We start from the raw sequence: 14516 nt of genomic DNA, 5'->3' as shown, positions 1-14516 counted from the left end.
TGAATCAGGATTGCAAAAATCAAGTAACTATTTTATCGAAGTATTCAATTAAACTTCGAACATTCATAAATGAAATTAAAAAATAAAAATGGATTTGATTGTAGTAATAACAATAGAGGTAATGCTCTAAAAGTGGTTTGAAAGAGTTGAATGTCTTTGAAATGATAAATTTTCTATAATTATGTTCCCAAAAAATTCAAGATCTTTTTTGGGATATAATACATTATTTGTAATGAACCTTAACAAAAGCTTTTTATCTGATTTTCTGTGATACCTTCAATTAATCCCAGTTCACTAATCAAAAATTCATATGCGTTATCTAACATCTTCTTTTCGCTTGCATTAAGTGCTTTTTCTTTCTGTATACGCATTAAATCACGCACAACTTCAGCACCTTCTTGCATTTTACCCGTCTTTATTTTATCAGTGTTCAATTTATACCTTTGCTTCCACGTAAGTAATCTATCTGATTCCCCATGTTGAAAAATATCCATTATGTGTGCTAATGCGGTTATATCCGTAACTGGTCGTATATTCGAATTCAATATTTTCCCTGCTGGAATCATTAGTTCCATATTACTAGCCGACATTTTTATAACATAATACTGTTGTTTTTCTCCTGAGATTTCCTTCTCTTCTATGGCTTTAATTATACCTGCTCCCTGCATTGGATAAACAATGTTATCGCCAATTTGAAACAAATAATCCACCTCCATATATGGTAACCTTCTCAAGTTTAACACAATTTTAGTTTTTTAGCAAAATTTTTATTTTATCACAAAATTATTTTACACGTCAACACTTCAGAAGCAAGAAATTAAATTTACACAATACACTATAAAAACCGCAATTCCATTAACAGTTCCACACACATTCATTCTCTTTTAACACAAAAACACATCACTACATTTAAGTAGTGATGTGTTTTTGATAAGACATAAATAAAGATCTACTTTTCCGTCTATATACTAACCTGCTTACTAACCGTTTCCCTCGCTAAAAGAAAACTCATAATCACTTGCGCTGCTACTCTACTCGTCATATCCCTAAAATCAAGAGTTGGATCAATCTCTACTATATCCATCCCTTGAACGAGCGGTTCTTTACCAAGGAATTCAATCGCATCTAGTAAAGTCGTACTATCCATTCCACCAGGCCCAATTGCTGGACAACCTGGTGCAAACGCTTGGTCTAGCACATCCATATCAAGAGAAATATAAATAGAAGTCACACCTTGATTTCTTAATACTTCAATACTTTCCGTGATAATATCTTTTATTTCTCGCTCTCGTACATCTTTCATTGTATACACTTTCACGCCATGTTCTATTGAATATTCATGGTACGCACGTGCATTAGAAAAATTACGAATTCCAATTTGAACAAGTTGTTTCCCTGTAATGACATCATTTTCTAGTAAACTACGGAATGGTGTACCATTTGACGGGCCTCCATCATCTAAATTACGTAAATCATGATGAGCATCAAATTGAATAATTCCGACCTTTCCTTTACTGTTTGCAAAACCTGTTATACTCGGAAAACTAATCGAGTGGTCACCGCCAAGAACGATTGGTATCATGTTCGGATTTACTTTCGTTACATGACCAACTGTTTTTGCAATTCGTTTATGACTTTCTTTTATATCCGTCACATGCATCGTAATATCGCCGCAATCATATAAGACACTTTCTTTCATATCGTGTTCTTCTGTAATTGCATATGTGCTATATGCATCTAACATCGCACGAATTGTCTTTGGAGCAAAACTTGCTCCTGAATGACTAATAGATGGTTTAGAAAGGGGTGCTCCAATTAAGGCAGCACCGAATATTTCTACGCCTTCCTCCCAATCTTTAATCATCTCACTCCATTTTGTCACTTCACGATCAATAAACTTTGCATTTTTCTTTAAATAGTGGCCGTGCTCCACGATTGTTCACCTCTTGTATATGCAATATTACCATTCTTCCATACTGTATTCACATGACTTACGCCGTAATGATACGGTACGTAAGCATAATTGTAAGCATCCCATAAAACTAAATCTGCCTTACGACCAACTCTAATTTTTCCAGCTACATCACCACGGTTAATGGCATATGATGAGTTAACCGTTACGGCATTCCAAACTTCTTCTGGTGTCATTTTCAGTTTTAGCATCGCAATGCTCATAATAAGCTGAATATTTTCAGTTGGACAGCTACCTGGGTTAAAGTCTGTAGCTAACGCAACTGCAACACCTTCATCAATCATTTTACGACCACGAGCAAAGCTTTCTTTATTTAAATAGAAAGTTGTTCCTGGTAATAATGTTGCTACTGTATTCGAGTTTGCAAGCATTTCAATTCCTTTATCAGAAGCTCCAACTAAATGGTCCGCTGATGCTGCACCGATTTCTGCCGCTGCTTCCGCACCACCAAGAGGGTCGATTTCATCTGCATGAATTTTCACGTCAAAGCCAAGCTCTTTCGCTTTTAATAAAAATTCTTTTGATTCTTCTACAGAGAACACACCTGTTTCACAGAAAATATCAACGAACTCCGCTAATTGCTTCTCTTTCATTTCTGGTAGTAGGTCTAACATCCATTGTAAAAATTCTTTCGATCTACCTTTATACTCTTTCGGAACTGCATGAGCACCTAAAAATGTTGAAACTAAATCGATCGGATGCTCTTTTTGTAATTGTGCTGTTGCCTCTAATTGTTTCCATTCCGTCTCATCATCTAATCCGTAACCACTCTTCGCTTCTACAGTTGTAACTCCGAAAGATAGCATACGGTCTAAATGGAATTTCGCTTTTTGAACAAGTTCTTCTTTCGACGCCTGTTTCGTTGCATTTACAGTTGAAAGAATACCGCCCCCTTTTTCCAAAATTTCTAAGTACGGAACTCCTTGTAATTTTAGTGCGATTTCATTTTCACGAGATCCACCAAATACAAGATGAGTATGCGGATCAACAAGACCAGGAGAAACCATTTTCCCACCGCAATCAATAACTTCTTTCGCCTGAAGTCCTTTCGCTTCTTCCACTGTTCCAACGAAAGTGATTACACCATTTTCAATTCCAACCGCACCGTTTTCGATAACAGGAAGCGTGTTCATCGCTTCCCGTCTTAACAAGCCATCTTCTTGATCCATTGTTAGTAATTGACCGATATTTATTAGTAAAGTGTCCAGCATGTTTTCTCCTCCTTATTTCATCATTGGAATGTTAACGCCTTTTTCTTTCGCAGTTTCCACTGCCAAGTCATATCCTGCATCCACGTGACGAACAACACCCATACCAGGGTCAGAAGTTAATACGCGCTCAATACGTTTTGCTGCTGCTTCTGTTCCATCTGCAACGATAACCATTCCAGCGTGAAGTGAATATCCCATACCAACGCCGCCACCGTGGTGAACAGATACCCAACTTGCACCGTTTACACTGTTAATTAATGCATTTAAAATTGGCCAGTCAGCTACTGCATCACTACCGTCTTTCATCGCTTCTGTTTCACGGTTTGGAGATGCTACCGATCCGCAATCTAAATGGTCACGGCCGATAACGATCGGTGCTGATAATTCGCCATTTGCCACCATTTCATTAATGATACGACCAAATTTCGCGCGCTCACCGTAACCAAGCCAACAAATACGTGACGGAAGACCTTGGAATTCAACTTGTTGACGTGCCATACGAATCCAGTTACATAAATGTTCATTATCAGCGAACTCACGTAAAATTACTTCGTCTGTTTTATAAATATCTTCTGGATCACCAGAAAGTGCTACCCAGCGGAACGGTCCTTTTCCTTCGCAGAATAATGGACGGATAAATGCTGGAACGAATCCTGGGAAATCGAATGCATTTTTCAACCCTTCATCAAAAGCAACTTGGCGAATGTTATTTCCGTAATCAAATGTAATTGCACCTTTTGCTTGCATAGCAAGCATTGCTTCCACATGTTTTGTCATGCTCTCTTTTGATAATTGTACATAGCGCTCTGGATCTTCTTCACGAAGTTTCGCTGCTTCTTCTAATGTGTAACCTACTGGAATATAACCGTTTAATGGATCATGTGCAGATGTTTGATCCGTAACTAAATCTGGCGTAATATTACGCTTCACTAGCTCTGGTAAAATTTCTGCCGCATTGCCTAATAATCCAATTGAAATTGGTTCTTTCTTCTCTTTATACTCGTTCGCAACCGTTAATGCTTCTTCTAACGATTCTGTATACATATCACAGTATCTCTTTTCAATACGACGATCGATGCTGCGCTTATCAACATCAATAGCGATAACAACACCGCCATTCATCGTTACAGCAAGAGGTTGTGCGCCACCCATACCACCTAAACCAGCAGTAAGTGTTAGTGTGCCTTTTAATGAACCATCGAAATGTTGACGTGCCGCTTCTCCAAATGTTTCATATGTTCCTTGTAAAATACCTTGTGTTCCAATATAAATCCAGCTACCTGCTGTCATTTGTCCGTACATCATAAGACCTTTTTTCTCTAGTTCACGGAAGTGATCCCAGTTTGCCCATTTTGGTACTAAGTTTGAGTTCGCTAACAGAACGCGCGGTGCATCTTCATGTGATTTAAAGATTGCAACTGGTTTTCCTGATTGAACAAGTAACGTTTCATCGCTTTCTAACGTTTTTAATGAATCTACAATCGCCTGATAGCTTTCCCAGTTACGGGCTGCACGGCCAATTCCGCCATATACAACCAATTCTTCTGGTTTTTCAGCAACTTCCGGATCTAAATTGTTCATTAACATACGAAGTGCAGCTTCTTGAACCCATCCTTTCGTTTGTAACTCAGTACCTCTTGGCGCGCGAATTGTTTGTTGTACTTTTTCCATTTCAATCTCTCCTTTTTCTCATTTTATAGTGCTGCGTTTACATCTAATCTTTCTTTGATCGAATAATTCGTTTTTAACCAATACGCAATATTTTCAATATCCGTTGAGAATATGCGGTCATTTGTAATAGAAGGTACTTGCTGACGACCTTGATGGTAGAAGCTCTTCGTCACTGTACTCATGTTTTCAATACCGCGATATTCTGCAGCTTGCATCGCACAAATCATTTCAATTGAAAGAACACGTCTTACGTTTTGAATAATTTGATGTGCATGGCGTGAAGCGATTGTTCCCATACTTACGTGATCTTCTTGGTTAGCTGATGACGGGATTGAATCAACACTCGCCGGATGTGCTAACGTTTTATTTTCAGAAACTAGTGATGCTGCAGCATATTGCATAATCATCGCACCAGACTGAAGTCCTGGTTCTGGACTTAAAAATGGTGGTAAATCATTTAATTGCGGATTCACTAAACGTTCAATACGGCGCTCTGAAATATTTGCAAGTTCTGCCATTCCTACTTTTAAGAAGTCCATCGCAAACGCAATCGGTTGACCGTGGAAATTCCCGCCCGAAATTACTTTTTCCCCACCATCAAAGATAAGCGGATTATCTGTTGCGGCATTCATTTCAATTTCTAATTTTTCTTTCACATAATTTAAAACTTGCCAAGAAGCACCGTGTACTTGCGGGATACAGCGAAGTGAATATGCATCCTGTACACGTAGTTCTCCTTGTTTTGTTGTTAATTTACTGTCATGAAGAATGTCACGAATTCTGCTTGCTACTTCCACTTGCTCTTTATAACCGCGTGCTTTATGAACATTTTCATCAAATGCATCAATAATGCCTTGTAACCCTTCAATTGTCATCGAAGCAATTAGTTCAGCTTGATACGCCGTTGCTTCTGCTTCTATATAAGAAAGAACTCCTTGTGCTGTCATCGCCTGCGTACCATTAATTAACGCAAGACCTTCTTTCGCTTCAAGTTCAATCGGCTCAAGCCCTTCTTCTGTAAGAGCAACCATTGCATGAACGCGTTTCCCTTTATAGAACACTTCACCTTCGCCTAATAATACGAGCGCAAGATGAGATAAAGGTGCTAAATCTCCACTTGCACCAAGTGAACCTTGTTGCGGAACGACTGGATGAATTTTACGATTTACAAACTCAAGAAGCATATTTACAACGAGCGGTCTAACGCCAGATACCCCTTTAAGCATCGTGTTCGCTCGTAAAATTAACATACCGCGTGATACTTCTTCCGGGAACGGATCACCTATCCCACATGCATGTGACTGAATTAAATTATGTTGAAGTGCCTTTACATCATCTTTTTGAATAAGCACATCACTAAACTTTCCAAATCCAGTTGTAATACCGTAAACGACTTTTCCGTCCTCTACAATTTTCTCAACTACTTCGCGGCACTCCGCCACCTTTTTCATACTATTTGGACAAGCTGTTACACCTTCTCCTTCCAGTAATAACCTCTTCATTTCTTCAACTGTCAATGTATGTCCTGTTAACGTAATCATCATTTTTCCTCCTTAAAAAGGCAAAAGGGGACCTTATCTTTTTTAAGACAGACTTCTGTCCTAAAAAATTAAGGCCCCCTTCTAACTAATAGACTATGGGCAAATCATATGTGATTAATTCCTAAACCAATCGCCTCATGCTCAGATCCTTTTACAGGTGCACCAATCGTTCCATATAATGCAACAGCAACCCATTCGCCTTCTTTTTTTCCGTCGTATGGTGTACCGCGCACAATCGCAAAACGAAGTCCTACTGTACGAAGAACGTCTGCTAACTGAATTTGACCTCTCGTCACTCCGTACAAAGCTTCCATAATTGCATGATAAAGTGCATGTGTTTCTCTGTAAACGTCTGTTTCAATAACTTGGTTGCTTTTAGCCGCTGTTTCCATTGCTGCGACAACCTTTTGCGAATTCATCGAACCCACTTTCCCCGTACAATATTTCCAACCTTTCGGAATGGATAATACAGGGCTTTCATTCTCATCCGCAAGTGCCAACAGCATGGCCATACGACCAATTCGATGTGTTCCTTGAAGAAGCATGTGACTCTCTCATTTCTTTTAATTATTTGAATATTTCTTAATTTAAGAATATATGAAAACGGTTAAATCGTCAATAGTTTAAACTCACATTCAAACAATTTTTTCATCTCCTCCATTTGTGTACACAAATGATTTACACAAATTTTTCAGGCATGCTATAGTCTCACTAACAGATGCAAAGGGGAGAGATTCCAATGAAAAAGCGAAAAGATATTCATTTTCGAATTGAAGAAAAATTACTTGAAAGGTTTGAATCCGCACTCCATTACGAAGGTTTAAAGAAAACCGATGTATTAACACATGCGATTCAACAATTTTGTATGAAAGTGGAATATGAAAAAATGAATGATGTAAAACGGCAATATAGCGTTAGTAACAATTTACAAACACGTATCGATACACATAAACATTACGAAGAAAAACAAGTGAATTTAGATGAAATCGTTATTGAACATTTACAACTTCAAGGGAGAGAAAGAATATTAGAGGTTGGGTGCGCTAACGGAAAATTCCTTTCCCTTTTGCAAGCGAATGGCCATAAAGGTCAATTAACCGGTTTTGATCAATCAGAAGCCATGCTTTCTGAAGCCACTAAAACGAATAATTTAATTGAATGGAGACTAGGTGACGCTGGAAAACTTCCTTTTGAAGCTAATTGCTACGACTGGATTGTCGCAAGACATATGCTATATCACATGAAAGATGTCGAAAAAACAATTCAAGGATTCGATAAAGTAATTCGTCCTGGTGGCTCACTTTTAGCTACAACAAATTCTAGCGTTACACTACCTCGTATAGTTGAAATGTGTAACCGCATGTTAGACGCATTTGATTTGCCGAAAACAACATCATCAGTCACTCCATTTTGTTTAGAAAACGGTAAAGAGATATTACAATCCGTTTTTCCAACTGTTGAAGAAACAGTTATTCATAATGCTCTCGTTTTTCATCATGCTACTCCGATTGTAAACTATATTTCTAGCATGTTTCCGTCGTTAAATATACCGGATAACACACTTCTTCACACCGAAATGAAGGAATGGCTAAAAGAAGAAGTAGAAAATGAATTGTTACTTCATAATGGTATATGGCGCGATCCGAAAACGTTAGCCATTTATCGATGTCAAAAAGAAAAAAGCTAGCATTAGCTAGCTTTTATACATTCTCAGGCAAAAGCTTCTCCATCATCACATTCCCTTTACCACCGTAAAAATTTATATTATGTTCGTTTGCTACTCCAAAATAAGAGGCAATCGCTATTCCGAATGGTACAAATGCATGCCCTTGTGCTGTAATGATATTTGAGTGTTGCACAACTTCTTTATACACAAAATTTTCTACTGGAAAACAATCAAGCTTTTGATAATCTAGGGTCACTGTATACGAGATTTCTTTGAATAAGCCTGCTTTTGCTAGCGCATACGGTCCAGCACAAATTGCCGCCACTAATTTTTCTTGTTCATGAAATTGACGAATGATTGAAAAAAGAGGTTTTGCATCTTTCAACTGTACTTCTTCTCCACCTGGAATAAGTATCCCCTCATACTCATCTACACGTACTTCACTTACTTCTATATGCGGCTGCACTTGCAACCCGGTTTCACTTATAACCAATTCTTTAGTTAAGCCCGCTGTGATGATTTCATATTTATTTTTCAGCAATGCCGTTGCTACTGTTATTTCAAACTCTGCAAATGTTGGGTATACAAATAAAAGTATTTTTTTCATAGCCCTCTCTCCTTTAGCCAGTCCATAAAATATACCTCTAAATTGTTCACTGTTAATCTATTTGTGTCCACATAAGTTACAGGAAATTGTTTATACCAATCTTTTTCAGTTTCTACTAATTTAAATTGCTCCTCAAACGTACTTCTGTTTCTTGTTCTATCATTATTTTTTCTAGCATATACATTCTTTTTCGTAACATCTAAGTAAAAAATCGCATCCGAACGGCATTCTCTTAATTTATATAATTCATCTTTCAATTCAGTTTCTATATCCCACTCTTCTCCTATAATCGTTGGATAAAAGAGTGTAAAAAACTCAATGTCTTCTGGTCCGCGATCAAAAATTACGACTGAATTTTTCACATTTTGAAACTCCTTAATTTTTGCTTCCATAAACATTTTTTGATTCATAATAAACCCTACTTTTGAATTCATATCTAAATTCAATTTTTTTCGCTTCTCTACAATTGGATATGGATTTTCATATATAACTCGAAACCCTCTCTTTTCTAACCTTTTTGCTAATGTTGTTTTTCCGCTAGCCATCGGCCCTTGCAGTGAAATTACATATGCCACGCCTCTCATTCCCTTACACTTTAGTACACCTATAATATACAGAACCTTGAAAACTCTCAACATTATATATATCATCTTGTTTCTTATTCTTATCTAACTTATAATGAAAAATAGAGATTATGACGGACGCATCAATAATGTAAGCTTGGAAATCCAAGCTTACATTATTTTTTGCTTTCCCTTTTCTAATAAAAAGAGTATACTAGATTAGAACGTATGTTCTTAATAATTACATACAGTAAGGAGATAGAACAATGGTATACGACACAAAAGCAATTTCTTGGAATGAATCTTTAAAACAACTTCAACGCCGCTATACAAACAAACAAGTTGACCGAAAAGAATTTGAGGATATTGAACTGATGGAATTCTTCCGCGATAACAACTACATTTCTTTACCTACACATATAAGCGGCCTATCAAAAACACGTTTTACTTCTTACTCTATTTTCACAACTGAAGATAAAGATCGTAAAGTTGGCACACTTATTATTGAGTATGTTGAAGACGATAATAATAATTTATGTGTTGAACAACTATACTTCGTTTAAACTATAACGCTTGGTCAAAATGACCAAGCGTTCTTGCTTTCTATGAATCTCACTGTATATAATATGAATAAAAGAAAACCGCTATCATTAAGGGGGGATATGCTTGCTCGAGGGATGGTTCAGTTGGTTCATTGTATTATGGACGGTTATTTTATTAGGGCTTATGTCTATCGGTGGATACTTTATGTTCAGAAAATTTTTAAAACGTTTACCGAAAGAAGACGGCATGTCCATTTTAGATTGGGAAGAACACTACATAAATAAAACGAGACATTTATGGACTGACGAACAAAAACAATTGTTAGAAGAGCTTGTAAGTCCTGTTCCAGAACTATTTCGCGATGTTGCAAAATCAAAGATTGCTGGAAAAATTGGAGAACTTGCATTACAAGAAAATGCCTCTCAAATTACACAAGACTTAATTATTAAAGGATACATCATTGCCACACCAAAGCGTGATCATAAATTTTTAATTAAAAAACTACAAGAAAAAAAGATTGATTATTCTAACTATCAATCTTTACTTGCAAAGTAACTTCATATTATTTTCGATAAAAAAGACAGCGCCTTTGACGCTGTCTTTTTTATTTAATACATATACAGTTTTTAAGTTAGCTTCATATCTTTTTCATTATAAAAACCATCTTCTTTTTCCATTTCCTTCTGTAATTTCGTAAAGGAACGATACATTGCAATTCTCCATGACACAATCATCGCAAACGCAAGTAAGAAGAACATGCCACTAAGTTGTCCTAAATCAAGAGATTGACTTAAGTATGTTTTAAATACAATCCGCACTACAAGTAATCCAATTAATATAAAAACAAAGGCTTTTGAACGCTTCAAATAAATCTCTTGTCCTCTAATTTCAAATTTAGATGTTTTAATAAGAAAAATAGAGAAAATCAAACCGACACCAATTGCTTCTAACATTTCTGCTGGAGTTAATCGAAATTCAGGAAAAACATACATCAATGCGCCCGTACTCATAAAAAATGGCGGAAGTATAATTTTTTTCAATGTTGCAGGTTTCTTAGCTGCTTTTAAACGAATAAACATCGCACCGACAGCCATACAAACAGCAACGATACTTGATAAAAGAACTATGTTCATATTTTCTCATCCTTTTTTGTGGCTATATGCAAAATATACTTTCATTATATGCTTTTCCGTTAGTATTTCCAACATTTTCGCAGAATAATACTAAAAACCAGTAAAACCACCAAATAAACTTGAGAAATATACGATAATTTTCGTCATCCAGTTAAAGTATAGGAAGACACCCATAACAATCATAATATATCCTCCGACTTTCATGAAGGCCATACTATTTCTTTTAATCCAAGACATTTTCGTAATAAAGAATGACAATACGAAAAACGGGATTGCAAATCCAAGTATGTAAGCAATCATGTATATCATTGCTGATTCTGGATTTGTTGCTGCTAATCCAATTACGGACACTAGAATTGGTCCGGTACATGGCGTCCACCCTGCTGCAAAAGCTAATCCAATTAGTACTGATCCAAAATAGCCACTTGGACGATTTTTAAATGTAAATTTACGGTCTTGCATTAAAAATTTCGGCTTAAACACCCCGACAATAATTAAGCCGAACACGATGATAAATATACCACCTAACTGTCTGATTAAATCTTTATAGTCAGTAAAGATTCCTCCAATAAAACTTGTACCAAATCCAATTGCAATAAATATAATTGAAAATCCAAGTAAGAAAAACGCTGTATGTATCATACTTCTTTTGCGAAGCATTGCATTTTCTTCTTTCAATTCAGAAACCGACATACCTGTTATGTACGATAAAAATGCCGGATAAAGCGGTAAGCAACATGGGGAAATAAATGATAAGAACCCGGCGCCAAACGCTAAAAAAATACTAATATCTTGCATCATTCCACTCCTCTCCCTAAATATTGTAACAAAAACACATAAAAATACTATGAACAATTCGTGAAATCACTTTTACAACGTGGTAATAAGAAAAACCATACTTCCTCACAGTTTCTAATAAAACGTTTTCATTTCCTTCTATTATATAGAAAAACTCAAATGGATTTTACAACTCCTTTAATTGTTATTACCATAACAAAGGTAACATAGTTTCTCAAATAATTAGCACGTTACTAGTACGTCTATATACATATTGGTTTAAAAAAATATTTTTTTCAAATGCTGTCTCTATACAATACAAAGTTGATTTTATAATACTTCTACTATTAATAATTTCAAGATTATGCATAAATATCATACTTTTATTATTATTCTATAAAATGTCATACTTTTCTTTCATTTGACCCTTTATTTCTAATTTTGTATACTTCCCTCTAGTTATATATTTTCGATACGGAACAACTTCATATAGATGGGAGGAATTTTTCATGCTTCGTTATTCTCTTTTAGTTTTATTAGGAGCGTGTAGTTATGGAATTTTAGCTATTTTTGTTAAGCTTGCATATGCAGAAGGATTTTCACTTGGAGAGGTAATTGGCAGCCAATATTTGTTCGGTTGGATTATTTTGCTTGCTATTACACTTCTATTTTCTAGACATCGCGTTCCTTTAAAGCAAGCATTACTTTTATTCGTTGCAGGAACATCTGCAAGTTTTACCGGAATTTTTTATTATGCTTCATTAAAAACTGTACCAGCTTCTATTGCAATTATTCTTTTATTCCAATTCGTTTGGGTCGGAATTATCATTGAAGCAGTCGCAACAAAAACATTACCTTCAAGAGAAAAAGTTATTTCTGTTATTTTCTTACTTGTAGGGACATTTTTATCAAGTGGTTTATTTGAACAATCAGTAGGTGCTTTCGATACGACTGGGATCATTTTAGGTTTATTATCTGCTGTTACATTCGCAACATACATTTTCGTGAGCGGAAAAGTTGCTGTTGAAGTACCTTCATTACCGCGCGGTGTTCTCTTAATGACTGGTGCTTTAACTTTAGTCATGATTGTATTCCCACCAACATTTATTTTTAATGGTGCCATTTCTCAAGGTCTATGGAAATATGGTTTAGGATTAGGAACATTTAGTATCGTAATTCCATCTATTGCCTTTACAATCGGTATTCCAAAAATCGGTTCTGGCTTAGCAACTATTCTTGGTGCAGCGGAACTACCAGTTACAACAATTATGTCAGTATTCGTTTTAAAAGAAGCTGTACTATCTTCACAATGGTTCGGTGTATCACTTATATTAATTGGGATTGCAATCCCGCAAATTGCATACGCAATGCGTGGACGTTATCGTAAACATCATACGCATAAAAAAGTCGCAGCATAAAGTAAAACTTTAATTAGTTGAACCAATCGGGCTGCCCATTAATACGGGATAAACGAGAGAGGATTTTCATTTGAGAATCCTCTCTTTTATTGTTGTATACTTATGATAAATATTTTGCTGAAGAAAGAAGGCATACTACATGGTATCTATTTCAAATCAACTAAAAGAAAAACTTATTTCCGTGCGTCGACATTTACATGAGTATCCAGAACTATCATATGAAGAGTTCGAAACAACAAAAGCAATAAAAAATTGGTTAGAAGAAAAAAATATTACTATCATTGATTCCAATTTAGAAACAGGAATTATCGCTGAAGTGTCTGGTAATAAAAACGGACCAATTGTAGCAGTTCGTGCTGATATTGATGCTCTTCCTATTCAAGAAGAAACACATTTGTCCTATGCATCTAAAGTACGAGGGAAAATGCATGCTTGTGGACACGATTTTCATACAGCTGCTATTTTAGGTACTGCTTTCTTATTAAAAGAAAGAGAATCTTCCCTAAATGGAACGGTTCGCTTCATATTCCAACCAGCTGAAGAAAGTAGTAATGGCGCTTGCAAAGTTATTGATGCTGGACATTTACGTAATGTGCAAGCGATTTTCGGCATGCATAATAAACCTGATTTACCAGTAGGTACTATTGGCATTAAAGATGGTCCACTGATGGCCGGAGTTGATCGATTTGAAATTGAAATTCACGGAGTTGGTACACACGCGGCTGTACCAGATGCTGGCGTAGATCCTATTGTCGCATCCTCTCAAATTGTGATGGCACTGCAAACAATTGTAAGCCGAAATATAAGTTCATCTCATAATGCGGTTGTTAGTGTCACAAATATTCATGCAGGAAATACGTGGAACGTGATTCCTGAAAAAGCTACATTAGAAGGTACTATTCGCACGTTCCAAGCTGAAACACGTGAAAAGATTCCAGCACTCATGGAGCGTATTATTAAAGGTGTATCTGATGCATTAGGTGTAAAAACGGAATTCCGTTTTTTTTCAGGTCCTCCTGCTGTTCACAACGATAAAGCTCTTACAGACTTATCTACTCAAGTTGCCACAAAGATGAATCTTAATATCATCTCACCTAGTCCGTCAATGGCTGGAGAAGATTTTTCATTTTACCAACAGGAAATACCAGGTTCATTCGTCTTTATGGGAACGAGCGGTACACATGAATGGCATCATCCTGCTTTTACAATTAATGAAGAGGCACTGCCTATAAGTGCAGAATACTTTGCTTTACTAGCCGAAAGAGCACTTAAACAATTCTCATAAAAAAAGCCGTTCAAAGTGTGAAGTGACCCCCGAAAGTTAGACAGGTCGTTTCATTAGGCAGCCTCTAGGGTATGAGCCCGGTATTGTACTGGGCTCATACCCTTTAATTTTGCCTTAATTCTTTTATGA

The 14516-nt window shown here is 36.3% G+C and carries 16 protein-coding genes; 5 read left to right on the top strand and 11 right to left on the bottom strand.

The window, feature by feature from the left end; translation table 11 throughout:
- Positions 1-239 precede the first annotated feature (239 nt).
- The 6 genes from MR143_RS11630 to hutP form a co-directional block, all read right to left on the bottom strand.
- The gene (locus MR143_RS11630) at positions 240-701 is read right to left on the bottom strand and encodes a CarD family transcriptional regulator (protein WP_175423368.1); all 462 of its coding nucleotides are present in this window, start codon (positions 699-701) and stop codon (positions 240-242) included.
- A 260-nt stretch (positions 702-961) separates the two neighbouring features.
- Positions 962-1933, bottom strand: a complete 972-nt coding sequence (gene hutG, locus MR143_RS11625) for a formimidoylglutamase (RefSeq protein WP_000399829.1) — start codon at positions 1931-1933, stop codon at positions 962-964.
- On the bottom strand, positions 1912-3183 hold the full coding sequence (gene hutI, locus MR143_RS11620) for an imidazolonepropionase (RefSeq protein ID WP_000887544.1): 1272 nt from the start codon (positions 3181-3183) through the stop codon (positions 1912-1914). Before hutI ends, hutG begins: the two co-directional genes overlap by 22 nt.
- A gap of 12 nt (positions 3184-3195) precedes the next feature.
- Complete coding sequence (gene hutU / locus MR143_RS11615) at positions 3196-4854, bottom strand: urocanate hydratase (RefSeq protein ID WP_000416945.1); 1659 nt, start codon at positions 4852-4854, stop codon at positions 3196-3198.
- Between the two features lie 23 nt (positions 4855-4877).
- Positions 4878-6395 carry a histidine ammonia-lyase gene (gene hutH / locus MR143_RS11610; RefSeq protein WP_000631861.1) on the bottom strand — a complete coding sequence of 506 codons (1518 nt, stop codon included), beginning with the start codon at positions 6393-6395 and terminating at the stop codon, positions 4878-4880.
- A gap of 104 nt (positions 6396-6499) precedes the next feature.
- Positions 6500-6940 (bottom strand): hut operon transcriptional regulator HutP, encoded by a 441-nt coding sequence (gene hutP, locus MR143_RS11605; RefSeq protein WP_000926516.1) that lies wholly within the window; start codon positions 6938-6940, stop codon positions 6500-6502.
- A 194-nt stretch (positions 6941-7134) separates the two neighbouring features.
- Here hutP and MR143_RS11600 point away from each other — a divergent pair, with 194 nt between their 5' ends.
- Positions 7135-8082, top strand: coding sequence for a class I SAM-dependent methyltransferase (locus tag MR143_RS11600; RefSeq protein WP_000746255.1), 948 nt, complete (start codon positions 7135-7137; stop codon positions 8080-8082).
- 13 nt (positions 8083-8095) lie between these two features.
- Here the strand turns inward: MR143_RS11600 and MR143_RS11595 are convergent, their stop codons facing one another.
- Both MR143_RS11595 and MR143_RS11590 read right to left on the bottom strand, forming a co-directional pair.
- Complete coding sequence (locus MR143_RS11595) at positions 8096-8668, bottom strand: DJ-1/PfpI family protein (protein WP_000722208.1); 573 nt, start codon at positions 8666-8668, stop codon at positions 8096-8098.
- Positions 8665-9252, bottom strand: coding sequence for an AAA family ATPase (locus MR143_RS11590; protein ID WP_003302191.1), 588 nt, complete (start codon positions 9250-9252; stop codon positions 8665-8667). The genes MR143_RS11595 and MR143_RS11590 overlap by 4 nt, the downstream gene beginning before the upstream one ends.
- Before the next feature lie 245 nt (positions 9253-9497).
- On the opposite strand from MR143_RS11590, the gene MR143_RS11585 reads away from it, so the two are divergent.
- Both MR143_RS11585 and MR143_RS11580 read left to right on the top strand, forming a co-directional pair.
- Positions 9498-9794, top strand: a complete 297-nt coding sequence (locus MR143_RS11585) for a hypothetical protein (RefSeq protein WP_000262406.1) — start codon at positions 9498-9500, stop codon at positions 9792-9794.
- A gap of 103 nt (positions 9795-9897) precedes the next feature.
- Positions 9898-10329 (top strand): DUF2621 domain-containing protein, encoded by a 432-nt coding sequence (locus tag MR143_RS11580; protein ID WP_000889393.1) that lies wholly within the window; start codon positions 9898-9900, stop codon positions 10327-10329.
- Between the two features lie 71 nt (positions 10330-10400).
- On the opposite strand, the gene MR143_RS11575 is transcribed toward MR143_RS11580, so the two are convergent.
- The 3 genes from MR143_RS11575 to MR143_RS33165 form a co-directional block, all read right to left on the bottom strand.
- Entirely contained in the window at positions 10401-10907 is a 507-nt protein-coding gene (locus MR143_RS11575) for a CcdC family protein (protein ID WP_001028440.1), read from the bottom strand.
- Between the two features lie 90 nt (positions 10908-10997).
- Positions 10998-11705, bottom strand: a complete 708-nt coding sequence (ccdA, locus tag MR143_RS11570) for a cytochrome c-type biogenesis protein CcdA (RefSeq protein ID WP_001152676.1) — start codon at positions 11703-11705, stop codon at positions 10998-11000.
- Between the two features lie 16 nt (positions 11706-11721).
- Complete coding sequence (locus MR143_RS33165) at positions 11722-11850, bottom strand: peptidase T (protein WP_074593505.1); 129 nt, start codon at positions 11848-11850, stop codon at positions 11722-11724.
- A 343-nt stretch (positions 11851-12193) separates the two neighbouring features.
- Between MR143_RS33165 and MR143_RS11565 the strand changes: the two genes are divergently transcribed.
- On the top strand, positions 12194-13102 hold the full coding sequence (locus MR143_RS11565; RefSeq protein WP_000947038.1) for an EamA family transporter: 909 nt from the start codon (positions 12194-12196) through the stop codon (positions 13100-13102).
- Positions 13103-13241: 139 nt separating this feature from the next.
- On the top strand, positions 13242-14387 hold the full coding sequence (locus MR143_RS11560; protein ID WP_000253682.1) for a M20 peptidase aminoacylase family protein: 1146 nt from the start codon (positions 13242-13244) through the stop codon (positions 14385-14387).
- Positions 14388-14516: the final 129 nt, after the last annotated feature.

Origin of the sequence: Bacillus cereus group sp. BfR-BA-01347 (genome assembly GCF_022663835.1) — a bacterium.
Taxonomy (GTDB): Bacteria; Bacillota; Bacilli; order Bacillales; family Bacillaceae_G; genus Bacillus_A; species Bacillus_A thuringiensis_K.
This window is presented reverse-complemented; position numbering and strand designations above follow the sequence as displayed.